The following is a 23,231-nucleotide window of genomic DNA, read 5'->3' as shown; positions in this document are numbered from 1 at the left end:
TTTCTCTCCAATAATTTGTTATACACTATTTGGTAATGGAAGTTCATGCCTTTTCATACATTTTTTTAGTTTTTGATAATATTCATCATTGTTTTCATCATCTTCCGGTGGATTTAACAAATTACAACACAATGTTGGAATTGATAACTTATCAGATAGTTCAACCATAATAGCTTCAGCAACATAATCAGTCAATCCAGATTTTGTATATAATCTATCAATCTCATCATGTGTTAATGAATATACCAAACCAAAAGCCTTCGCCCCATCTTTTCTAACTAATGTAGCCATTTTTCCAATTCTTAGCTCATAACCATGAGCTATCCCTATTCGTTGGTTTCTTGGCTTTACATTTTTATTTTTTAGTATTTCTTCATCCATATATAATCCATAAAAAAATACATCATTTAATCTTTGACTTGAATTATCCATTTTAATCCTTCTATGTATAACGGTCGCGCGGGTGAGCGGCGACCTCAGCAAAAAATTTTAATTTTTTGATGGGGTTGTCCGCTCCTCCCGCTTGTTGTCTGGCGCACAGCGCCGGACGACTAGCGGGTGTTCAACCCGCGCGACCGTTGTCTCGGTAAGCGAAGCGTCCGAGACAACGCTGAGTTCAGCACCATTTAAGTTAAGTTTCAGAATACACCGTTAGGTGTTTTCTGGAGATTAGCTTAAATGGTGACTGCTGCGTTTTGTTATTCGTAGCGGAGCGTAGAATGACATAACGGAGCAGGCACGCAGTGCTGAACTCAGCGTTATTTCGTTCCCGCGGAGCGGGGACGAAATAACTATTTATTAGTAGTCATTATATCATATTTTTATATCATCTCAAGATTTTTTTACTACATTTTTATATGTCATTTTGATTGCTTTTTATAGATATATTGATATTTATCCTTGTTTTTTTATCATAATGCTTGTATAATTTGCAATGTAAAAATGATATTTTGTCTGCTAATATATCTATTATCTGTATTAATGGATATAATGTCTGCTATAAATTATTTTATATATTTTTATATACTAAAAAATTTTTGAGACAATAGGAGAGATAATGAAAAAGAAAAAATTGCTTGATATGGTTCGTGATAAAATCAGATTTAAGCATTATAGTTTATCGACAGAGAGAAACTATATCTCATGGATAAAACAGTATATAATCTTTCACAACAAAAAGCATCCTATAGAATTAGAGAAAAAAGATATAGAAAATTTTCTAACTAATCTTGCTACAAAAAAGAAAGTATCTTCCACCACACAAAATCAAGCTTTTAGCGCTCTTTTGTTTTTATACAGAGATGTTTTAGGTATCGATACAAGCAAGTGGAATATCCAGTCTCTTAGGGCTAAGGAAAGAAAGCATATACCGGTAGTTTTAACAAAACAAGAAGTTATGTCAGTGCTTGGCAATCTAAACGGTGTCTATAAGCTGATAGTTAGTCTAATGTATGGATGTGGACTTAGAATGAATGAAGCATTGAGTCTAAGGGTTAAGGATATAGACTTTGGTTTTGATAAGGTTTACATATGGGATAGCAAATCTTTAAAGGATAGGACTCTTCCGCTACCTAAAAAACTAAAGATACAACTACAAGCGCAGATAGAAACAGTAACTGAATTACACAACAAAGATATAGAAGATGGATATGGTAGTGTTTATATGCCGTTTGCATTTGAGAAAAAGTTTTCAAATGCAAAATACGAAACAAAATGGCAATATATCTTTCCCATGAAAAGCATCTCCAGGGATCCAAGAACAGGAGAAATGAGAAGACATCACATTTTGCCAAAAACACTCAGTCGCAATATAACTTCAGCTACCAAAAAAGCAAATATCAATAAAAGAGTTACTTCTCATACTTTCAGACACTCTTATGCCACTCACCTGCTTCAAAATGGTGTAGATATACGAACCATACAAGAACTACTTGGTCACAAGTCAGTTGAGACTACTATGATCTATACTCATATAGTTAAAGAGATGAACAGACAAGATGTCAAGTCTCCTTTGGATTTTTAATGGCTTTTGAAAAGGTTGATTTTTTTATAGAAAATGAGGTGAGAGCTTTTCGGTTTGTTATGGATGTGTTATCTTGTCCTATGAGAGAGGCTCAAAGATATATAGACAAACAAAGGCTTTTTTGTGAGGATAAGATAGTCAAAGGGAAGTCTGATCTCATAACAGGCAATATTTCACTTGTTATATTTAAACCAAATACAAAAGGCTTAAAACCGATATTTTCTACACCTGATTTTGCACTTTTTGACAAACCAAGTGGCTTGTTAGTTCACCCTAAAAACAGAAATACACCCTACTCTCTAACAGATGAAGTCAAACACAACTTCGGCACAAATGCCAATATAGTTCATAGAATCGATAAAGAAACAAGTGGGTTAGTGTTAGCTGCTAAACATAGAAAAGCTGAGATATACTTCAAAAACTCCTTTCAAACAAAAGATATAAAAAAGGGATATCTCGCCATTGTCAAAGGAAAAATAGATAAAGAACTTTTTATAGATGAGCCTATCAAGATAAATAGAGACTACTCTAAGATAAAGATAAAAGTTTTCATAGATAAGACCGGAAAAGAAGCAAAAACCATCATAAAGCCTATCAAATATAACTCCAAAAGTGATACAACACTTGTTAAAGCCCTACCCCTTACAGGGCGACAACATCAGATAAGAGTGCATTTGTTTCATGTGAAACATCCAATACTTGGAGACCCTATATATGGCACGGATTATCAAACAGCATCAGACTATCTTGATGGGATACTTGACGAAGAATTCAGGGTAAAATTAACAGGAGCCAAAAGACTTATGCTTCATGCAAACTGGATAGATTTTTACTATAACGATATAAGGTATAAGTTATACTCAAAGAGCAGCTTTTACTCTTCATCTTTTTGAGTTATTACTTTTATGATACCACCGACTCCAATGACTACAACTATACTTATAAGTATAACCTCTGCCCAATCCACCACACTAAATCCGCTCATTTTTTTCCTTATTTTGTTTTTCATATAGTTGTCCACACGCTGCAGATATATCCAGTCCTTTAGACTCTCTAATGGTACAAGTTATACCGTGTTCTCTAAGATATGCCTGAAACCTTTTCATATCTTCTTCACTCGGTCTTTTAAAAGGTGAGTTTGGATAGGGGTTAAAGTATATGAGATTGACCTTTGCTTTGATGCCATGTAAAAGCTTCACCAACTTTTTTGCACTTTTTATATCATCATTCAACTCTTTTATGACAAGATACTCAAACATAACTCTTTTTCTCGTATCTATCGGAAAGTTTCTGACCGCATCTAAGATAGAAGCTATATTGTATGCTTTATTGATAGGCATGAGTTTTTCTCTCATTTCATCATCAACTGCATGCAAGGAAATCGCCAATAAAACACCTAGATCCATATTCCCAAGTTTTTTTATCTGATGAGAAAGTCCACTTGTAGAAACGGTTTGCCTTCTTGGAGATATAGCAAGTCCATCTGGGTCACTAAATATCTTGATAGCTTTAGTAACATTTTCAAGATTGTCAAGCGGTTCACCCATACCCATAAAGACTATATTTACTCTTTTGTTAGCCGGTAGTTTGTTATCTTTTTTTATCAAAAGCACCTGAGATACGATCTCTCCGGGAGTTAAATTTTGTTTGAACCCCTCCTTGGCTGTTAGACAAAATGCACATCCTATCTTGCACCCTACCTGGGAAGAGATACATATAGTATACTTTGAACTTTGGATAATATTGCCTTCGTCATCTTTTATCTCTTCTTTCATTGGCAATAGAACAGCTTCCATGCTTAAAGAATTTTTTAGAGAAAAAAGGTATTTGATACTTCCATCTTGACTTTGCTCTTTTGCGATTATCTTCAAAGGTGTTATATCATACTCTTTATCTAACTCTTCTCTCATGCTTTTAGGCAGGTTTTTCATCTCATCAAAACTATCGACATATTTTTGGTAAATCCAACCATATATCTGCTTCGCTCTAAATGACGGCTTTATGTTGTGAGCTAGTTCATCTTTTGTAAAATCAAGTATGGATTTTTTCTTCAATAATTCTCTCCATTATTTTATTGGCTTTTTTATGATGTCTCATATAATCCTCATGGGCATTTTCATCACAATAATTGGTCACAACAAATGTTCCCATAGCTTCTATGGAAAATTCGTTTGCAAGGTATATAACAGCGTAAAATTCCATATTTTCCAAATCATATCCCATTTTCAAAAATTGTGTAGCCATATCTTTGTCTTTTGTTATATAGTTGCTACTGTTTACTATGATATTTGTTTCACATGAAACATTGTTTTGTATCATCTTGGTTAGAGGCGTATAAGTATAATCAAGCAGATAAGACACATCTACCTGTGCCGCCCTGCATGATTCTACTACATCAAAAGGGGCATACTTTCCGTAACTTCCGGCGCTACCTACGAAGTGTAACTTTTTTGGTGATTTTTCCATGATGATCTGAGTCAGGTTTTTGACAACTTCACAAAGACCAACACCAACTGGTAAGGCACCTTTTAAAAGCTCACTTCTTCCTGCACAAACTATCATAATCTTACCGGAATGCCCTCGCCTTTTAAGTATCTTTTTAGATCCATGATATCTATCTCTTTATAATGAAATATCGAAGCAGCCAAAGCCGCATCAGCACCGCTTAAAAAAGTATCTCTTATATGCTCCATCGTACCAGCTCCCCCGCTTGCAATAATAGGAACATTTAGAGTGCTACTGAGCAAGGAAGTGATCTCATTGTCATATCCGTTTTTAGTACCGTCAGCATCCATGGAAGTCAAGAGTATCTCGCCCGCCCCTCGACTAACTACTTCATTTGCCCATTCTACCGCATCAAGTCCGGTATCTTCTCTTCCGCCGGCTATATAAACATGCCATCTATCGCCGTGTCTTTTGACATCTATGGCAACAACTATACATTGAGAGCCAAATCTTTTTGAGCTTTCATCGATAAAATTTGGATTTTTTACTGCACTTGAATTTATGCTGACTTTATCACATCCTACATTTAAAAGTGCATATATGTCTTCTAATTTTCTTATGCCTCCACCTACTGTCAGAGGTATAAAAACTTCTTTTGCAACCTCTTTTACTATATCGACTATAGTGTCTCTTTTTTCGTAAGTTGCTGTGATATCCAAAAAGGTTATCTCATCCGCACCTTCCTTGTCATATCTTTTTGCAACCTCGACCGGATCACCGGCATCTTGAAGACCTACAAAGTTTACGCCCTTCACTACTCTTCCGTCTTTAACATCCAAACAAGGTATGATTCGTTTTGCAAAATACTCCATAAGTCACCAATAATATTTTTTATCTTATTTATACAAAAAAAAAGCTTTCAAGGCGCTTATGCGGCAACCTTGGGGACTTTTATGAAAAAGGTCAAGGATAATGATATAACAGCTATAGCAGCTCCGGTGAAAAATACAAGATCATATGACTTGTCCCAAATCATACCAAGTAGTGCGGGCAAAAAGACTGCAGCTATATGATTGATAGCAAAACTCACTCCTCCTGTTGCCGCTATATCTTTTGGATCGGCAATCTTTTGAAAGTATGTTTTTAAAGCTATGGCCATCGAAAAAAGAATATGATCAAGTATAAAAAGCAAAACAACGACATAATGATTTGTAACGAAACCATATAATAGAAAAATGGCAATTAACAAGATATACTCTATCTGCAGTGAGAGCTTCTCTCCTATTTTGGAAACCACTCTTCCTATAGCCGGGGCAGTGGTCATGCTTATGATCTTGTTTACCAAAAAAAGCAAGACTATCTCTTCTACACTAAAGTGAAATTTTTGTACAAGTAAAAATGCGGCAAACACTACAAATATCTGCCTTCTTGCACCTGCTAAAAATGTAAGCAGATAGTAAAGCCAGTATCTTTTTCTCAAAAAAAGCTTGTTTTCCTGTATAACAAAGTCATCGAATTTATCAAAAAATATCCATGCCAAAACTACTATAAGTACAGCCATCCCACCGAATATGATATAAATATTTTTATAATCAACATCAAAAAGCTTTAAAAGTATGTATAAAATCACCATGGAGACAATGGATACAAAAGCTCTAAGGGATATCTGTTTACCAAGTATAGAGGGGGTGCTGCTTTTTTTCAGCCATTGAAGAGAGAGTGAGCTATGCAATACTTCTGCATAATGAAAACCAAAAGACATGATGAGCGTTGTAGTATACAAACCTACCACACTTGGAAATATCCCGGCAAGCGCCACACCAAGACCTAAAAGTATCAAAAAGATATAAAGAGCACTTTGCTGCCTTATAAACATAAGCCAAAAAACTATGGTAAAAGAGAGTAGTCCTGGTATCTCTCTTATGCTTTGTAAAAAGCCCATGTTCTCACCGTTAAAGTGAACTACTTCAACCGAGAAGTTATTTAGCAGTGCCATCCAAACCCCAAAAGAAAGAGGAGAGATGGCTGCTAAGATATATAAAAGTACTACTCTGTTTTTAAAAATTGTTTTTCCTATACACTACAAGTTTTTACATTTTTTGTAATTTTTGATTTGATGATATAGTATAACACAAATACCCACAAAATGATACTGGAAACTATAGCCAAAAGGCTTGAACCATCAGATATATTTACAAAATCTTTTACATCTATGCCTTCAAATATATAATCGAGTCCTATCCCAAATATGATGGAGCCTATGATGATACTGCCAAGATATATATAAAGAGCTGTGTTTCCCAAGCTTTTTTTAACGACTCCTATGGTGACTGTATTAGTTGCCGGTCCAGCCGATAAAAATACAAATGCCGCTCCAGGACTGACGCCTGCAAGCCTCAAGCCGGCAGCTATGGGCAATGATGCGGTAGCACACACATACATAGGAACCGCGATAGCGATAGCTATGATATATGATATCCAAGAATAATCGATAAGTATCTCACTCAAATTCTTTGGAACAGCCGTAGTTATCAATGCACCAAGAACCAGTCCCAGCAAAAGCGGTGAAGCTATATCTTTTAGCAGTGTTCCAAAAGAGTATGAAATCATCTTTTTCAAACTGAATTTTTTCTTTATAGGCTTTTGGTTAGCAAAGTTAACACTTGTTAATATCGGTTTTTGTGCAGCTGCAGGTGAAAAAGCTGACGGCTTTGATGCAAATGCGGCCGGTTTTTTTTCAGCGTCATCATCTACTGCATAAAAGTTTGAAAGTATGCCTGCTATCATGGATATGATAAGAGATGTTACAACCCTATAGAGCGTAAATATCCATCCAAATATACCATAGGTAGCAAGTATGGAATCAACTCCGGTGATAGGGGTTGATATCAAAAACGAAAGAGTCGCACCTTTGCTTGCCCCACTCTTTTGGATGCTTCTTGCAAGCGGTATCACTCCACATGAACAAACCGGCAAAGGTATACCAAAGAGAGTTGCCTTTATCACAGACCAAAAAGAGTCTTTCCCCAAATGATTTTTGACTATACTGTCCGGCACAACCTCATGAAGTATGCCGGCTATGATCAGTCCCAACAAAATGTAAGGAGCCATGGCATTACTTAAATCTATCAATGCATTTAAAAATTCTACTATATATTCCACTATTTATCCTTTTTGTGCTATAATCATATAACAATATTGTTATATATTTTTACTTACAAAGAGGTTATATGGACGATTTAGTACAAATCGCTAAAGTTTTCAGCGATAAAAACAGAGTGATGATAGTTGCACTTATCTTAAGATACAAAGAAGTATGCGTATGTGAGATATGTGATACTCTAAAGCTCTCGCAGCCTTTAGTTTCAAGATACTTAAAACAGATGAAAAAAGCCAGACTACTTTCTTCAAAACAAGAAGGAAAATGGTGTGTCTACTCCGTGAATGAAGATAAAAACTATCTGCTTGAATGTTTTAAAAAAGAGATAATGAAAAAAGTAGATATCTTGCCGCATCTGATAAGTTGTAAAAGAAGATAGATGGTGCGGATGAGAGGACTTGAACCTCCACGCCTTGCGGCACCAGATCCTAAGTCTGGCGTGTCTGCCAATTTCACCACATCCGCACAACAATAAAATGGTACGCCCGTCAGGATTCGAACCTGAGACCTACGGCTTAGAAGGCCGTTGCTCTATCCAGCTGAGCTACGAGCGCCTGTTTAAAGCAAAAAGTTAATGGTACGCTCGAAAGGAGTCGAACCTTCAACCTACGGATCCGAAGTCCGTTGCTCTATCCAATTGAGCTACGAGCGCTCAATACTGGGGTGGGAGATGGGACTCGAACCCACGGCCCTCGGAACCACAATCCGATGCTCTAACCAACTGAGCTACACCCACCATGGATGGTCGGGGTGAGAGGATTCGAACCTCCGGCCCCCTGGTCCCAAACCAGGTGCGCTAACCAGACTGCGCTACACCCCGAGCTCTCTTTTCGCATTTAAGAGCGAAATTATATAAAAATTGAGCTTAAGTATCCATAAAATAATCTTGACAAAATGTACAAAATTCCCGGAAAAGTCTGTTTTTATACTTATTTTTATGGTATATCAGATAAAAATCTCTTTTGAAGCTGAAGTTTTTTAGTTTAATCTCATGTAAAATACCATTTTTTATATCCTCCTCTACACAAAGTCTCGATATACAGGTTATCGCATCTTTGTTTTGTTTTAGAACTCTTTTAATGCTTTCAAAACTGGAAAATACCAACTGTTTTTTCAACTCTTTTTTGTTTTTATCTATCTCTTTTAAAAATATCTCTCTTGTCCCTGAGCCCTCCTCTCTTAAAAGCCAGATATAATCGGTTAAATTATCTATATATACATCCTTACCTTTTAGTCTTTTATCTTTTGTAACGACTACAAGTTCATCGTTGCACAGTTTTTGCATGGATATCTGTTTATTTTCTATCTTTGATTCGATAAAGCCTATATTTATACTTCCGTTTAAAATCATACCTACTATCTCTTTGGAGTTGTTGGTGGTATTGATGATATCTACAGTAGGGTATGCACTCTTAAAGTCAAACAATGCCTGAGGTATTATATAGTCCCCGATAGTACGACTTGCAGCGATACTAAGTTCCCCAAAAAATGTCTCTTTTTTAAAAGCCGTACTAGCTTCAAGCAAAGCATCATAATGCGGTTTTGTCAAATTTTTAAAATACTTTCCTCTTTCATTGAGGATGATGCTCTTACCTATCCTGTCAAAGAGCTCTTCGCCTATCTTTTTTTCCAGTGACTTCACGGCAAGCGAGACGGCTGACTGACTTAATTTTAACCTTGAAGCGACCAGAGCGGTATGATTTAGCTCCGATAATGCAAAAAATATCTCCAATTCTCTAAATGTCATACATTTTCTTTCTGATTAACTGATGTTATGTAGAATTTGTGAGCATTGCTAATTTAAACGGAAAAGTAGTGTTAAGAAAACTGCACCAAACCCGAAGGGCGCTCCTGCGTTTGCAGTTTTTAGCTAATTTGTAGTGTCCCACAGGGTAAATTAGCACCGTGAATAAATTTTACATAACATCAGCAATTAATAGATTTTACTAATTATTATATCATATTTAATTAATTTTACAAATAAACAAAAATATTATACAATTCGCAAATTAACAAACAGGAGAAAATATGGCATTTTCAAAAGAAAACAGAGCAAGTACATTAAGTGGTATACTTTTTGTGGTACTCTTTTCAACTTCAGCTACTTATATAGCTAGTTTTTCATTTTTAAAGAATCTTGGCATAAGCCCATTGATAGTCGGCATTTTGCTTGGTATGCTCTATGCGAATACCCTAAGAAACAAGCTGCCTGCAGAGTGGGTACCCGGTATCTTGTTTTCCATGAAGATCATACTGAGGGCTGCCATCATATTTTATGGCTTCAGGGTTACTTTTCAAAACATAGAACAAGTAGGGATCCCGGGTATCATCACAAGCGCCTCGGTAGTAACGCTTACTTTTATCATCGGATATATAGTGGGTACGAAAGTGCTTAAACTTGATGAGGATACTACTATGCTTGTAAGTGCGGGAAGTTCTATATGTGGTGCGGCTGCCGTACTTGCAACTGAACCTGTGGTAAAAGGTGAACCATATAAAAGTGCGGTAGCTGTAGGAACGGTCGTTATATTTGGAACCACGGCAATGTTTTTATACCCTTATCTTTACAAAGCGGGGTTTATCCCACTAGATGCTAAAGATGTGGGCATTTACATAGGAGGAACCATACACGAAGTGGCTCATGTCGTAACAGCAGGTAATGCCATAGGAGATGAAACCGCCAAATATGCAGTAATCGTTAAAATGATAAGAGTCATGATGATAGCACCTTTCTTGTTGGTTTTGGGCTACTGGCTTGCAAAAAAGAGAGATACAGGTACTACCGGGCAAAAAAACAAGATAACCATACCCTGGTTTGCTGTATTTTTCATAGCGGTTGCAGGTTTTAACTCTCTAGATCTTTTACCTCATCCGCTAGTAAACGATATCAACAAAATCGATACTTTCGCTTTGACTATGGCTATGACCGCGATGGGTATGGAAACAAACATAGGTAAATTTAAAAATGTGGGATTAAAGCCTATATACTTAGCTTTCATACTATTTTTATGGCTTATTTTTGGAGGATTTTATATAGTTAAATTTGCTTTGAATTTTTAATATGTTAAAATAAGGGCATCTATAAAGGTAAATATAACTATCAGGAAAATCGATGAAACTATTTGGAACGGACGGTGTAAGAGGAAAAGCCGGAGTAAAACTCGATGCCATGACAGCCATGAGACTTGCCATGGCTGCCGGCATATATTTTAGAAAAGAATCCATAAACAACAAGATCATAGTAGGCAAAGATACAAGACGAAGTGGATACATGATAGAAAATGCCATAGTATCAGGCCTTACGGCAGTTGGCTACAATGTCATACAAATAGGACCCATGCCTACTCCCGCGATCGCTTTTTTGACTGAGAACATGAGATGTGATGCAGGTATCATGATAAGCGCTTCTCACAACCCTTTTTATGACAATGGTGTAAAGTTTTTCGACAAGAATGGCAACAAACTGAACCAAAATATAGAAAAAGAGATAGAAAAGATATATTTTGACGATGAAGTCATCAAATCAAACCAAAAAACAGAAATGCAAATAGGCTCATCAAAGAGAATCGACGATGTCATAGGAAGATATATAGTGCATATAAAAAACTCTTTTCCAAAAAATATGACACTAAATGGCATAAGAGTTGTAGTCGATACGGCAAACGGCGCGGCATACAAAGTAGCACCGACCATACTGACTGAACTGGGTGCTGAAGTCTTCGTCATCAACAATGAACCAAACGGAAGCAATATAAATCAGTCATGTGGCGCACTTCACCCCGAGGCTCTCAGCGAAGAGGTAAAAAGAGTAAGGGCCGATATAGGTTTTGGACTTGACGGCGATGCAGACAGACTTGTAGTAGTGGATGAATACGGCAAAGTCATCGACGGGGACAAGCTGCTCGGTGCCTTGGCTTTTTACCTCAAAGAGGAGGATAAACTCTTGGGCAATGCCATCTCCGCAACAGTCATGAGCAATCAAGCACTTGAAGACTTTTTACTAAAAAAAGATATATCGCTTTACAGGTGTGATGTAGGAGATAAAAATGTCCTGGAAGTTTTGCAAAAAGAAGGGCTCAACTTCGGAGGAGAGCAAAGCGGCCATATCATCCTGAGTGACTATGCAAAAACAGGTGATGCTCTTGCGAGTGCTTTGCAGGTTTTGGCCTTTGTACTAAAAAGCGGTAAAACAACTTCAAAAGCTTTTGATATATTTGATCTCTATCCTCAGATACTTGAAAATATACCTGTAAACAAAAAAATACCTCTTGAAAAAATCAAAGGATATGAAAAACTTGTCAAAAAACTGGAATCCAACGGCATTAGACATCTCATAAGATACTCCGGAACCGAAAATCTTCTAAGAATTCTCCTTGAAGGAAAAGATGAAAAAGAGATACTAAAAGAGATGGAAATCCTAAAAGAGTTTTTAACAAATGCCCTTAGATAGTTAAGATGATCAAATCTCTGTGGATATTTGCCCTTTCGGCGGTAGGTATATTTGTAATCGATCAAAATATAAAAGCTCTTTTTATAGATGGATACAGTTACTATGGTGAATGTATATCTTTTATACTCACTTACAACAAAGGTGTTGCATTTTCCATGTTCTCATTTTTGGGAAACAATTTAAAATACATACAAAGTGCCATACTTTTGGCGGTTGGGTTATATGTTATAATAAAAAAAGATATATTTGTCAGATACTCTTTGCCTCTTGGGATACTTTTTGGAGCAGGATGCAGCAATATATACGACAGATTTGTCCATGGCGGGGTTGTAGACTACATGTACTGGCATTGCGGTTTTAAATTTGCCATATTTAATTTTGCCGATGTTATGATAGATTTGGCGGTTATTATCATCTTGTACTTAAATTATAAAAAACGATAAAACGATAATTTGAATTTTATTTAAAATATTGTAGAATAGATAGATAAACTACAAGGGAAAATATGCCAAGAAAGCCAAGAGTAGATGTCGCCGGTTATCATTTGGTCATAAACAGAGGAGTGGCCGGCAGAAAGATATTTTACGAAGACGAGGACTACAAAAAATTTTTAGAAGTCGTCTGCACAAGTGCAAAGCTTTATGACTTTACCGTACATTCGTATTGTCTTTTGTATGATCATTATCATCTACTTGTCGAAACGAAAGAGGAAAATATCTCTTTGGCCATCAGGTACATCAATTCAAATTATGCTATATACTTCAACAAAAAGTATAACAGGGTAGGGCACTTATGGCAAGGAAGGTATCAATCCTGGTATATCCTAAACAAATCATACCTCGATACCCTAATCCTTCATATAGAACAACATCCGCTAAAATATCATCTTTGCGACAAACTTGAAGACTTTAAGTACTCAAGCTACAGATCGTTTGTAAACCTCGACAAGCCTCCTGCTTGCTTACAGCAATCTTTCATGTTTAAAAAATATCCGGACATTCAAGAAGTAAAAAATTTTTTTAACGTACCTGTGGTGAATAAAAAGTTAAAAGATATCATCGAAGAGTTACAAAAAGTCGTAAGTTACAAAAAAAGCAGAAACAACAAAATGCACAAAAGGCTAGAGGAACATTTCGATACGGTTTTAGGTAAAAAAGAGCGCAACCTTAAGATATATGAAGCGTACCTTGACGGATATACCCAAACCCAAATCGCCGAATTTCTAAATATTTCCCAGGCAACCGTTTCAAATACTATAAAAAAACTGCTTCAAGATAACAAGCCGGATATCATTTGCATTTAAATCCCTCATTGGGTACAATTTCACAATAAAAACTCCAAGCGAGTTGTAAAATATAGGAGAGATTTTGAAAAACCTTATTATTGTCGAGTCTCCTGCAAAAGCAAGAACTATAAAAAACTTTTTAGGAAAAGATTATACTGTAATAGCCAGCAAAGGGCATATTAGGGATTTGCCCAAAAGCTCATTTGGCATTAAGATAGAAGATGGTGCATTCAAACCAGAGTACAGAGTAAGCAGAGACCATTCAAAAACAGTCAAAGAGATAAAAGATTTGGCAAAAAAAAGCGATACCGTATATATCGCAACGGATGAGGATAGGGAAGGGGAGGCCATAGGATATCATATAGCAAAAGCCATCGGAAAAGAACCAAGCTCTCTTCCTAGGATCGTATTTCATGAGATCACAAAAAGTGCCATCCAAAAAGCTCTGCAAAATCCAAGAACCATAGATACAAACAACTTCAATGCCCAACAGGCAAGAAGACTACTGGATAGGATAGTGGGATACAAACTATCCCCTTTGCTCTCATCCAAGATTCAAAAGGGATTGAGTGCAGGAAGGGTGCAAAGTGCGGCTTTAAAGATAGTGGTTGATAGAGAAAGAGAGATAAAAGCTTTCAAGCCACAAGAGTACTGGAGCATAGAAGCACTTTTTAACAGTACTATAGATGCTCTTTTGGTTGAATTTGAAAAAGAAAAAATCTCTAAAATGACCATAAAAAACGGTGACAGGGCTAAGTATATAGAAGAGACACTAAAAAATGAAGATTTTAAAGTATCTGATATACAAACAAAAGAGAGAAAAACCGCAACTCCTCCTCCTTTTATGACTTCATCTTTGCAGCAAGCCGCATCGAATCAGCTTGGCTTTTCGCCTAAGAAAACCATGATGATAGCTCAAACTCTTTATGAGGGAGTTATGACTCACAAAGGAAATATGGGTGTTATAACATATATGAGGACTGACTCGCTAAATATAGCCAAAGAAGCCATCAAAGAAGCCAGAAAAACTATAAAAAACAAATTTGGAGATAGTTATCTAAGCGAAAAAGAGAAGTACTATACGACTAAATCAAAAGGTGCTCAAGAGGCACATGAAGCCATAAGACCTACAAACCTTGAGTTTGACCCGCAAATCGCAAAACAGTACTTAAAAAGTGATGAATTAAAACTTTACACACTCATTTATAACAGATTTTTAGCTACCCAGATGAAAGATGCCCTGTTTCAAACACAAAATATCATCTTTGAAAGCAAATCTTCCAAATTTAAAGCAACCGGCAGGATTTTGAAATTTGAAGGATTTTACAAAGCAACCGGATACAAAGAGAAAGATAAGCTTTTGCCAAAACTGAATATCGGGGAAAATGTAGAAAAAACAAAACTTGAGGCTTTGCAGCATTTTACTGAGCCTCCCTCAAGATACTCCGAAGCAAGCCTTATAAAAAAACTGGAATCTTTAGGTATCGGAAGACCATCGACCTATGCTCCTACCATATCCATCCTAGTAGCTAGAAAATATATAGAAATTGAAAAAAAACAACTAATCCCGACCGAAATAGCATTTAAGGTCATAACACTGTTAGAAGAGCATTTTAAAGATATAGTCGATAGTTCCTTCACAGCTGAAATGGAAGAGAAACTTGATGAGATAGCCGAGGGAAAAGAGGATTGGCAAAAGGTTCTTTGGAATTTTTACGAACCCTTTATGAAAGAGATAGAAAAGGGCAAAAAAGATATAAAAAGCCAGAAAGTTGTCATCCCGACAGGTGAAAAGTGTCCTGAGTGCGGCAGTGAACTTGTTATAAGAAAAGGAAGATTTGGAGAATTCATCTCTTGCAGTGCTTTTCCAAAATGCAAATATACCAAAAACATATCTACTCCAAAGAAAAAAGAGAGCACCAAGACAGGGATAAAATGTCCCGAATGTGGAGGAGATATCGTTGAGAGAAGCTCAAGAAGAGGAAAGTTTTACGGATGCTCCAACTATCCAAAGTGCAAATTTGTTTCAAACTATATGCCTACTGACAAGAAATGCAGCGAATGTGGTGGAATGATGACTCAAAGAACATATAGAAAAAAAGAGATACTTGAGTGCATCAAATGCAAACACAGAGAGGATCTGTAGGTGAAGATAGGAGTAGTCTCTGATAGTCACAAAAAAATCGATCTGCTAAAAAGTGCGATAGATAAGTTCAAAAAAGACGGAGCGAAGTTTATCATACATGCGGGAGATATAGTACTAGAAGAGTCTCTTGAGTTGCTTGAGAATTGCGGCTTACCATATCAGGCGGTCTTTGGCAACAATGACATGCAGCTTTTAGGTTTAGCTAAAAACTACAACATAGCAAACGAGCCTCACTACTTTAAGATTGACAATATATCAGTCAAACTGATGCATTATCCATATTATCTAAACAATGATACAGACTTGATAGTCTTTGGGCATACACACTACTTTGAGTGCGAATTGAAAAACGATACTTTATATATAAACCCGGGTGAAATTTGCGCCAGGAAAAAACCCATAAGTGAATTTGCCCTTATCGAAAACAAGAGTAATAGCTGGAAAGTTTGGCACTATGAAAAAGATATGCTAAAAGAGGATTTGGGGTACAAAATAGAGGAAATTATACTATGAAAAAGATATATCTTTGCGCTATAAGCAATATCTCAAGCGGAAACTGTAGCGAAGACTGCTCTTTTTGCACACAAAGTGCACACAATAATGCTGATATCGAAAAATATAAAGAAAAAGATATAAATGTCATCATAAAAGAGGCAAAACAGGCGCGAGCAAACAGAGCCATAGGCTTTTGTCTTGTAACGGCAGGAAAAGGTTTGAATGAAAAAAAACTTGAATTTGTCTGCAAAGCTGCATATGCAATCTTAAAAGAAAATATAGACTTAAACCTCATAGCATGCAATGGAACGGCGACCAAAGAGCAATTGCAAGAACTCAAAAAAGCCGGCATCAAAAGTTACAATCACAATCTTGAAACGAGCAAAGAGTATTATGAAAAGATATGCAAAACCCACAGCTGGAAAGAGAGATACGAAACTTGTCAAAACGTAAAAGAAGCTGGGCTCAAACTATGTACAGGAGGTATCTTTGGACTTGGCGAGAGCGAGGAAGACAGGGAGTCATTTTTGAACTCACTTATGGATCTTTCACCAGACTCCATACCTCTTAACTTTTTTCATCCAAATCCTGCTCTTCCGCTTGAAGAGAAGATATTTGATATAGATAAAGCACTTTATTGGATAGAAAAAGTCTCAAATGCTCTTCCTGGCAAAAGGATCATGGTTGCAGGCGGAAGAGAGATAACTTTCCAAGAAAGATGGCCAGAAATCTTTAAAGCAGGAGCAAACTCCATAGTCATAGGCAATTACCTCACAACAAAAGGGAATCAAGCAAAAGAGGATATAAAAACCATAGAAAGCCTCGGATACAAAATAGCAGAAAATTGCGATGCTAAATGAAAACATAATGATGATCATAACCATTTCGGTTATCATTATCTCTACCCCTTACTTCTCAAGAATCATAAGACTACCTCTAACTCCTGTTGAAATCATACTTGGAAGTCTTGCAGGGTATTTTGGTTTTATCCATCATAATGAAATTTTCAAACTAATCTCTGAAGTAGGCTTTTTGTATCTTATGTTTTTAGCCGGAACCGAAGTGGATCTTAGAGTATTTAAAAATATGGATATAAAACTTTTAAAAAAGAGTATCATTTATATATCTTTGCTTTACCTGTTCTCTTTTTTATCATCTTATTACCTAAAACTTGGCAATATTTTTATAATAACAATGCCTCTTATATCCGTAGGACTCATCATATCGCTCTTCAATGAGTACGGCAAAGACAAAAAGTGGCTGGGGCTTGCCATGACCGTGGGAGTACTGGGCGAAATCGTCAGTATAACACTTGTAACATTTTCAAGCGCTATGCTGACTTTTGGCATTGGGTATGAGTTTTACAAAACCATTTCCATACTTTTTGGCTTTTTGCTGGCGATCGTTATCATATTTAAGTCCCTGGAAGTACTTTTTTGGTGGTACCCTGGCATAAAGACTTATCTTATGCCTTTCAAGGACAACGACGAAAAAGATATAAGAATTTCCATATCCATATTTTTTATCCTTATAGCCATATCTTTATATCTTCATCTTGAGATTGCATTTGGGGCATTTATAGCGGGTATCTTCATATCGACATTCTTCAAGCACAAAGAAGAGTTGACTCATAAACTATCATCGTTTGGATTTGGATTTTTGGTACCGCTGTTTTTTATCTATGTCGGTACTACGCTGGATCTGGAATCTTTGAAAAATTTGGAACTTTTGGGCAAAGCCCTTCTTGTCACGATTTTGATGATAGGCATGAGGGTTATCTCTTCATCTATTGTCTTTTTCGAATTGACGCCCAAAGAAAGGGTGCTATTTGGACTCTCCCACTCTATGCCTTTGACACTTTTGGTTGCAGTTGCCACTATAGCATACGATCTTAAAACAATAGATAAAGATACATACTATGCTTTTATACTTGCAAGTATATTTGAAGTTATATTTTCAATGATAGCTATAAAAACTTTATCTTTGGTGCGGTTTCAAAAAAGCTCGACCAAGTAGCCATTACTGTTTTTCTTGATCTTATAGCGGTATTTGCCGTCAAGCTGCATAACAACTCTGTAAAATTTTCCATGATTTCCTATAACTATCTTTTTAAAAGGCAGGTTTTTCAATGCTATGATTTTAGTGTAAAATGAAACATTCCTTTTTAAATCAACTGCTATCTTATAAGGTTTTGCAAAGAAGAGCTCTCTTATCATGGAGTCTTTCGTTTTTAGTAAGAGCTTGTTTTTATCGATCAGGATAGATAAAAATTTAAAAGGTTTTAAAAGCTTAGGCTCAATCTTTTTTGGCTTGTTATCGGTAACTATCGGCATATTTGAAAGAATGATATCCCGGTGCCAATCTACTTTTTTATCTACTGCGAAACTGCTTTCACTGATACTTCCATCAACATTCAAAATCTCAAATTTTACCTTTTTTATGACTCGTGAAGAGCTTGGCAGTTTGAATTTTTCTATCTTCAAAGAGTTGTATGAATTATCGATATTTGTCGCTTTTCCCATCGAGGTGTTGGATACTACGGGCTTGAAAGGATTGTCCCTTGCAATCAAAGCCAGGCTTAATGCGATCAGCAATATAATGGTTTTTTTCACTTCAAATCTCCTTCAATTATCCTGCTCAGGCTCTAATTGCAAAAGTTCAAAATACTCTTTTTGTAGTTTTGCATTCTCTTTTTTGTATTTTTCTATCTCATTTTTAAACATCTCTTTTTTCTCTTGCAGGTTCAAAAGAACTTCAAGAGAGTTTTTGCCGTATAAAAGATTGCCTACGTATATGCCAAGTCCTATCACTATCAAAACCAAAAAAGAAGCTTTTAAAAAAAGATAAAAATTTCTTTTTTTTGAAGTTTTGAACTCTTCTAGGACTTGGTGTTTGCTCATATCTAACTAAATAGGTTCAATCCAAGGTATTCACCAAAACCCATCTCTCTCTCGATTGAAAGGAGCCTATTGTATTTTGCCATTCTTTCGCTTCTAGCAGGCGCTCCTGTTTTTATCTGTCCCGCATTCATCGCCACTGCAAAATCAGCTATAAAAGCATCTTCACTCTCACCGCTTCTATGGCTTACAACACATGTATATCCATGTCGATAAGCAAGTCTCATGGTCTGCATAGTTTCACTTACCGTTCCGATTTGATTTAGTTTTATAAGGATCGAGTTTGCTACGCCTTTATCTATACCCTCTTGAAGATACTTGGAATTGGTTACAAAAAGATCATCTCCCACAAGCTGTATCTTGTCTCCTAAACTATCGGTAAGTATCTTCCATCCTTCCCAATCATTCTCTTCAAGTGCATCCTCTATGGAGACTATGGGGAATTTTTCAACAAGTTTTTCATAGTACTCCACCATCTCTTTGCTACTTAGTGATTTGCCTTCACCTTTTAGCTCATACTTGCCGTCTTTGTAAAATTCACTGCTTGCCGGATCCATGGCTATGGCTATCTCATCTCCCGGTTTGTATCCGGCTTCTTTTATAGCGTTTACGATGTACTCCAAAGGTTCTACATTGTTTTTAAAATTAGGTGCAAAACCGCCCTCATCACCTAGACCTGTTGAGTGACCGTCTTTTGCTATGAGTTTTTTTAAAACATGATAGACTTCACTAGCAGCTTGCATAGCTCTTTCAAAACTCTCAAATCCCAAAGGCATGATCATATACTCTTGAAAATCCACGCTGTTATCTGCATGGCTTCCGCCATTGATGATATTTAGCATAGGTGCGGGTATCACGGAAGCATTTGCACCGCCTAAGTATTTATATAAAGGAACACCAAGACTTGAAGCCGCAGCCCTTGCAACCGCCATGGAAACTCCCAAAGCCGCATTTGCTCCAAGCTCACTGTAGTTTTCTGTTCCGTCACACTCTTTTATAACGGCATCTATCTCCGCCTGATTAAACGGGGATATACCCACAAGTGCATCCGCTATAATTGTATCTACATTTTCACAAGCTTTCAAAACACCTTTTCCAAAGTACCTCTTTTGATCGCCGTCTCTAAGCTCCAATGCCTCTTTGCTTCCAGTGCTAGCTCCACTTGGCACTATAGCACTCTCTTTAGTACCGTCACTTAGCACGACTGTGGCTTTGACGGTAGGATTACCCCTGCTGTCAAGAACTTCCTCAGAAAAAATATCCTCTATATATATCATTCTTCATCTCCTTGTGTTTCTGCGCCCTCAGAAAAACCCATCGCTTTTTTAAGTTCATTTTCTATCTCATTTGCCAACTCTTTGTCTTCTTTTAAAAGAGCTTTTACTTTTTCTCTTCCCTGTCCTAGTTTTTTATCTTTGTAGCTAAACCATGCTCCGCTTTTATCTATGATATCAAGCTTCACGCCATAATCTACCAATTCACCCTCTTTACTGATACCTTCCCCGAACATCACGTCAAATTCTGCGGTTTTAAAAGGTGGTGCTACTTTGTTTTTTACGACTTTTGCTTTAACTCTGTTTCCTATGCTCTCATCTGCCTGCTTAAGTGTTGCTATCCTTCTTACATCAAGTCTTACGCTTGCATAAAATTTCAAAGCATTTCCACCGGTTGTGGTTTCCGGACTTCCATAGCCCATCATACCTATCTTCATCCTTATCTGGTTGATAAATATAACGGTTGTATTCATTTTATGCAAAATACCGGTCAATTTTCTAAGAGCCTGACTCATAAGTCTTGCTTGAAGACCTACATGTGTATCACCCATATCTCCGTCTATCTCACTTTTTGGAGTAAGTGCGGCAACTGAGTCAACTACTATCAAGTCCACTGCTCCGCTTCTTGCAATACTTTCTACTATATCCAAAGCCTGCTCACCGTAATCAGGCTGCGAAACCAAAAGGTTGTCCGTATCTACTCCAAGATTTTGGGCATATTTGACATCCAGTGCATGCTCGGCATCCACAAATGCGCAAATGCCTCCCTTTTTCTGTGCTTCAGCGGTTATCTGAAGCGCCAAAGTGGTCTTACCCGAACTCTCAGGTCCATATATCTCTATGATCCTTCCTCTTGGAACTCCGCCGATTCCCAAAGCTATATCAAGCCCGATAGAGCCGGTGCTTATAGCTTCTATGGGCTCTATAACTTTTTCTCCGAGTCTTACAAGCGTACCTTTACCAAAAGTTTTATCGAGTTGTTTTATGGTAAGGTCTAACGCCTTTTTTTTACTTTCATCTACAGCCATATCTATCCCTATATGTTAAATTGGTTTATTTTATCATTAATTTAATGAAAAGATGATAAAATCTTTCAGCTTGAAATATACAACCCTTTCACAAGGAAATTTATGCAGACCGCAAGAAAACTCACAGTTGCCCACTCACCTGATGCCGATGATGTATTTATGTACTATGCCATAAAATTTGGCTGGGTCAACTCAAATCTAGTCGATTTTTCCAATCTAGCGCTCGACATAGAAACACTGAACAAAGAAGCACTGGTTGGCACTTATGATATAACCGCTATCAGCTTTGGAATGTATCCAAAGATAAAAGAGGAGTATGCACTTTTAAGAACAGCGGTTAGTTTCGGAGAAGGATACGGCCCCAAACTGATAAAAAAAAGAGATAAAAAACTAAAAAGAAACTTCAAAGTCGCACTAAGTGGAGAAAATACTACAAACGCATTGTTGTTTCGCATAGCTTACCCTGAAGCCAGGATTATATATAAAAATTTTTTAGATATTGAAAAAGCCGTACTATCTGGCGAGGTCGATGCCGGCGTTTTGATACATGAAAGCATACTTGACTTTGATGACAGTTTGGAAACAGAGAGGGAGCTTTGGGATATATGGCAGGATTTGGCAAAAGAGGAGCTGCCTCTACCTTTGGGCGGAATGGCCATAAGAAGATCCATACCCCTAAACATAGCCATAGAAAGCGAAGAGATACTGACACAAGCAGTAAAAGTCGCAAGAGACAATGCAAAACTTGCTTCAAGAATGCTGTTGGAGAGAAATCTTATAAGAGTTGATGAAGAAAAACTAAAACATTATCTAAACCTATATGCAAATGAAAATTCCATAACACTAAGCAACATACAAAAAAAAGCGATAGATAAACTTTTCAAGATAGGATTCGATGCCGGTTTTTTTGATGAAAGTATCGAATGTGAAGACTTTTTTATACCTATTGAATACAAAGAGTTAAGGAATTTGTAATGGAAGCTAAACTTATAGGACTTGGAGTTGAAACATTTAAAATTGCCTTGTATCTTTCACTACCCATGCTACTCTCGGGGCTTATAGCGGGTCTTGCTATAAGTATCTTTCAAGCTACGACCCAGATAAATGAGATGACTTTAAGCTTTGTTCCCAAAATCATACTTGTCGTAGTCGTCATCATATTCACAATGCCGTGGATGATGAACATGATGATAGAATTTACAACCAAAATACTGAACATGATACCCTCCTTTATCTCTTGATGACAAAGATAGTAGATTTTTCCAAATACAGCAGTATAAAGATAGGTCCACTTTGTAAGATAACTATCATAAACGACCCAAAAGAAGAGAGTGATGACTTGACCGTCATAGGTGGCGCCAACAACCTTTTAGTTTCCAATAATCCTCCAAAACTAGCCAAACTATCAAAAAATTTTGATTATATCTTGGAGAAAAACGGGCTTTTACATATCGGTGGTGCGACACCGGGCGGAAAAGTTTTGAGCTACTGTAGAAAAAACAATATAAAAGGCTTTGAATTGCTGCAAAAACTGCCGGGGCTCATCGGTGGTATAGTCAAGATGAATGCGGGTCTAAAAGAGTATGAGATATTTAACAACCTGGTTTGCATAAAAACAAAAGGAGGGTATTTGAACAAAGATGACATAGTATATGGTTATAGAAAAACCGATATAAAAGACATCATATATGAAGCTACTTTCAAGATGGAAGAAGGCTTTGACAATGATTTGTTCGAATGGTTTGAAAAACTAAGACTCAATCAACCTTCACTTCCTAGTGCAGGAAGTTGTTTTAAAAATCCTAAAGGCGACTACGCCGGTAGAGTTTTGGAAGAGTGCGGGTTGAAAGGCTACAAGATAGGAAATGTGGGATTTAGCGATAAACATGCAAACTTTCTAGTAAATTATGGAAACGGTACATTTGAAGATGCGACTTCCTTGATAAATCTGGCAAAAAAAAGAGTTTATGAGAAATTTGGTATAGATTTGGAATTGGAGATAATTATCTTATAAGCGGGAAAAACTCC

General features: G+C 36.8%; 25 protein-coding genes and 5 tRNA genes. 14 read left to right on the top strand and 16 right to left on the bottom strand.

The window, feature by feature from the left end; all coding sequences use genetic code 11:
- Nucleotides 1-18: 18 nt before the first annotated feature.
- On the bottom strand, nucleotides 19-432 hold the full coding sequence (locus ACZ47B_RS08955; RefSeq protein ID WP_464894202.1) for a gamma-glutamylcyclotransferase family protein: 414 nt from the start codon (nucleotides 430-432) through the stop codon (nucleotides 19-21).
- A 625-nt stretch (nucleotides 433-1,057) separates the two neighbouring features.
- Here ACZ47B_RS08955 and ACZ47B_RS08950 point away from each other — a divergent pair.
- Nucleotides 1,058-2,023, top strand: a complete 966-nt coding sequence (locus tag ACZ47B_RS08950; RefSeq protein ID WP_464894201.1) for an integron integrase — start codon at nucleotides 1,058-1,060, stop codon at nucleotides 2,021-2,023.
- A complete protein-coding gene (locus tag ACZ47B_RS08945) occupies nucleotides 2,023-2,916 on the top strand; it encodes an RluA family pseudouridine synthase (RefSeq protein ID WP_464894200.1) in 894 nt (297 codons plus the stop codon). The genes ACZ47B_RS08950 and ACZ47B_RS08945 overlap by 1 nt, the downstream gene beginning before the upstream one ends.
- A gap of 78 nt (nucleotides 2,917-2,994) precedes the next feature.
- On the opposite strand, the gene rlmN is transcribed toward ACZ47B_RS08945, so the two are convergent.
- The 5 genes from rlmN to ACZ47B_RS08920 form a co-directional block, all read right to left on the bottom strand.
- Complete coding sequence (gene rlmN / locus ACZ47B_RS08940; protein ID WP_464894199.1) at nucleotides 2,995-4,077, bottom strand: dual-specificity RNA methyltransferase RlmN; 1,083 nt, start codon at nucleotides 4,075-4,077, stop codon at nucleotides 2,995-2,997.
- On the bottom strand, nucleotides 4,055-4,585 hold the full coding sequence (locus ACZ47B_RS08935; RefSeq protein WP_464894198.1) for a phosphorylase family protein: 531 nt from the start codon (nucleotides 4,583-4,585) through the stop codon (nucleotides 4,055-4,057). Before ACZ47B_RS08935 ends, rlmN begins: the two co-directional genes overlap by 23 nt.
- Complete coding sequence (gene hisF / locus ACZ47B_RS08930) at nucleotides 4,582-5,340, bottom strand: imidazole glycerol phosphate synthase subunit HisF (protein ID WP_464894197.1); 759 nt, start codon at nucleotides 5,338-5,340, stop codon at nucleotides 4,582-4,584. The genes ACZ47B_RS08935 and hisF overlap by 4 nt, the downstream gene beginning before the upstream one ends.
- Before the next feature lie 56 nt (nucleotides 5,341-5,396).
- Nucleotides 5,397-6,464 carry an MFS transporter gene (locus ACZ47B_RS08925; RefSeq protein ID WP_464894196.1) on the bottom strand — a complete coding sequence of 356 codons (1,068 nt, stop codon included), beginning with the start codon at nucleotides 6,462-6,464 and terminating at the stop codon, nucleotides 5,397-5,399.
- A gap of 77 nt (nucleotides 6,465-6,541) precedes the next feature.
- Nucleotides 6,542-7,630, bottom strand: a complete 1,089-nt coding sequence (locus ACZ47B_RS08920; protein ID WP_464894195.1) for an SO_0444 family Cu/Zn efflux transporter — start codon at nucleotides 7,628-7,630, stop codon at nucleotides 6,542-6,544.
- 68 nt (nucleotides 7,631-7,698) lie between these two features.
- Here ACZ47B_RS08920 and ACZ47B_RS08915 point away from each other — a divergent pair, with 68 nt between their 5' ends.
- Nucleotides 7,699-8,007: an ArsR/SmtB family transcription factor gene (locus tag ACZ47B_RS08915; RefSeq protein WP_464894194.1), complete on the top strand. Its 309-nt coding sequence runs from the start codon at nucleotides 7,699-7,701 to the stop codon at nucleotides 8,005-8,007.
- A 1-nt stretch (nucleotide 8,008) separates the two neighbouring features.
- On the opposite strand, the gene ACZ47B_RS08910 is transcribed toward ACZ47B_RS08915, so the two are convergent.
- The 6 genes from ACZ47B_RS08910 to ACZ47B_RS08885 form a co-directional block, all read right to left on the bottom strand.
- Nucleotides 8,009-8,093: transfer RNA gene (locus ACZ47B_RS08910), tRNA-Leu, on the bottom strand.
- A gap of 12 nt (nucleotides 8,094-8,105) precedes the next feature.
- Nucleotides 8,106-8,182 (bottom strand) — tRNA-Arg (locus ACZ47B_RS08905).
- Between the two features lie 21 nt (nucleotides 8,183-8,203).
- Nucleotides 8,204-8,280: transfer RNA gene (locus tag ACZ47B_RS08900), tRNA-Arg, on the bottom strand.
- Between the two features lie 7 nt (nucleotides 8,281-8,287).
- Nucleotides 8,288-8,364 (bottom strand) — tRNA-His (locus tag ACZ47B_RS08895).
- Nucleotides 8,365-8,370: 6 nt separating this feature from the next.
- Nucleotides 8,371-8,448 (bottom strand) — tRNA-Pro (locus ACZ47B_RS08890).
- Nucleotides 8,449-8,493: 45 nt separating this feature from the next.
- Nucleotides 8,494-9,375: a LysR substrate-binding domain-containing protein gene (locus tag ACZ47B_RS08885; RefSeq protein WP_464894193.1), complete on the bottom strand. Its 882-nt coding sequence runs from the start codon at nucleotides 9,373-9,375 to the stop codon at nucleotides 8,494-8,496.
- Between the two features lie 281 nt (nucleotides 9,376-9,656).
- Between ACZ47B_RS08885 and ACZ47B_RS08880 the strand changes: the two genes are divergently transcribed.
- From ACZ47B_RS08880 to ACZ47B_RS08845, 8 genes are all read left to right on the top strand, one after another.
- A complete protein-coding gene (locus ACZ47B_RS08880) occupies nucleotides 9,657-10,688 on the top strand; it encodes a YeiH family protein (protein WP_464894192.1) in 1,032 nt (343 codons plus the stop codon).
- Nucleotides 10,689-10,740: 52 nt separating this feature from the next.
- Entirely contained in the window at nucleotides 10,741-12,078 is a 1,338-nt protein-coding gene (glmM, locus tag ACZ47B_RS08875; protein WP_464894191.1) for a phosphoglucosamine mutase, read from the top strand.
- Nucleotides 12,079-12,083: 5 nt separating this feature from the next.
- A complete protein-coding gene (gene lspA / locus ACZ47B_RS08870; protein WP_464894190.1) occupies nucleotides 12,084-12,521 on the top strand; it encodes a signal peptidase II in 438 nt (145 codons plus the stop codon).
- Nucleotides 12,522-12,583: 62 nt separating this feature from the next.
- On the top strand, nucleotides 12,584-13,381 hold the full coding sequence (locus ACZ47B_RS08865) for a transposase (RefSeq protein ID WP_464894189.1): 798 nt from the start codon (nucleotides 12,584-12,586) through the stop codon (nucleotides 13,379-13,381).
- Nucleotides 13,382-13,445: 64 nt separating this feature from the next.
- Nucleotides 13,446-15,509, top strand: a complete 2,064-nt coding sequence (topA, locus tag ACZ47B_RS08860; protein WP_464894188.1) for a type I DNA topoisomerase — start codon at nucleotides 13,446-13,448, stop codon at nucleotides 15,507-15,509.
- On the top strand, nucleotides 15,510-16,022 hold the full coding sequence (locus ACZ47B_RS08855; protein WP_464894187.1) for a YfcE family phosphodiesterase: 513 nt from the start codon (nucleotides 15,510-15,512) through the stop codon (nucleotides 16,020-16,022).
- Complete coding sequence (locus ACZ47B_RS08850) at nucleotides 16,019-16,864, top strand: biotin synthase (protein ID WP_464894186.1); 846 nt, start codon at nucleotides 16,019-16,021, stop codon at nucleotides 16,862-16,864. The genes ACZ47B_RS08855 and ACZ47B_RS08850 overlap by 4 nt, the downstream gene beginning before the upstream one ends.
- Nucleotides 16,854-18,020 carry a cation:proton antiporter gene (locus ACZ47B_RS08845; protein WP_464894185.1) on the top strand — a complete coding sequence of 389 codons (1,167 nt, stop codon included), beginning with the start codon at nucleotides 16,854-16,856 and terminating at the stop codon, nucleotides 18,018-18,020. Before ACZ47B_RS08850 ends, ACZ47B_RS08845 begins: the two co-directional genes overlap by 11 nt.
- Here ACZ47B_RS08845 and ACZ47B_RS08840 read toward each other — a convergent pair.
- From ACZ47B_RS08840 to recA, 4 genes are read right to left on the bottom strand one after another with little or no spacing between them, the layout of a single operon-like run.
- Entirely contained in the window at nucleotides 17,999-18,616 is a 618-nt protein-coding gene (locus ACZ47B_RS08840) for an AMIN domain-containing protein (protein WP_464894184.1), read from the bottom strand. The two genes, ACZ47B_RS08845 and ACZ47B_RS08840, sit on opposite strands and share 22 nt — an antisense overlap.
- A gap of 12 nt (nucleotides 18,617-18,628) precedes the next feature.
- Entirely contained in the window at nucleotides 18,629-18,904 is a 276-nt protein-coding gene (locus ACZ47B_RS08835; protein WP_464894183.1) for a septum formation initiator, read from the bottom strand.
- Nucleotides 18,905-18,906: 2 nt separating this feature from the next.
- Entirely contained in the window at nucleotides 18,907-20,178 is a 1,272-nt protein-coding gene (gene eno / locus ACZ47B_RS08830; RefSeq protein ID WP_464894182.1) for a phosphopyruvate hydratase, read from the bottom strand.
- Entirely contained in the window at nucleotides 20,175-21,203 is a 1,029-nt protein-coding gene (recA, locus tag ACZ47B_RS08825; protein WP_464894181.1) for a recombinase RecA, read from the bottom strand. The genes eno and recA overlap by 4 nt, the downstream gene beginning before the upstream one ends.
- A gap of 102 nt (nucleotides 21,204-21,305) precedes the next feature.
- On the opposite strand from recA, the gene ACZ47B_RS08820 reads away from it, so the two are divergent.
- From ACZ47B_RS08820 to ACZ47B_RS08810, 3 genes are read left to right on the top strand one after another with little or no spacing between them, the layout of a single operon-like run.
- A complete protein-coding gene (locus ACZ47B_RS08820) occupies nucleotides 21,306-22,178 on the top strand; it encodes a menaquinone biosynthesis family protein (RefSeq protein ID WP_464894180.1) in 873 nt (290 codons plus the stop codon).
- Nucleotides 22,178-22,444 carry a flagellar biosynthesis protein FliQ gene (gene fliQ, locus ACZ47B_RS08815; RefSeq protein ID WP_464894179.1) on the top strand — a complete coding sequence of 89 codons (267 nt, stop codon included), beginning with the start codon at nucleotides 22,178-22,180 and terminating at the stop codon, nucleotides 22,442-22,444. Before ACZ47B_RS08820 ends, fliQ begins: the two co-directional genes overlap by 1 nt.
- Complete coding sequence (locus ACZ47B_RS08810; protein ID WP_464894178.1) at nucleotides 22,444-23,217, top strand: UDP-N-acetylmuramate dehydrogenase; 774 nt, start codon at nucleotides 22,444-22,446, stop codon at nucleotides 23,215-23,217. Before fliQ ends, ACZ47B_RS08810 begins: the two co-directional genes overlap by 1 nt.
- Nucleotides 23,218-23,231 lie beyond the last annotated feature (14 nt).

Source organism: Thiofractor thiocamini (assembly GCF_055384375.1).
Note: the sequence above shows the minus strand (reverse complement) of the source record. Positions and strands in the feature narration are given on the sequence as shown.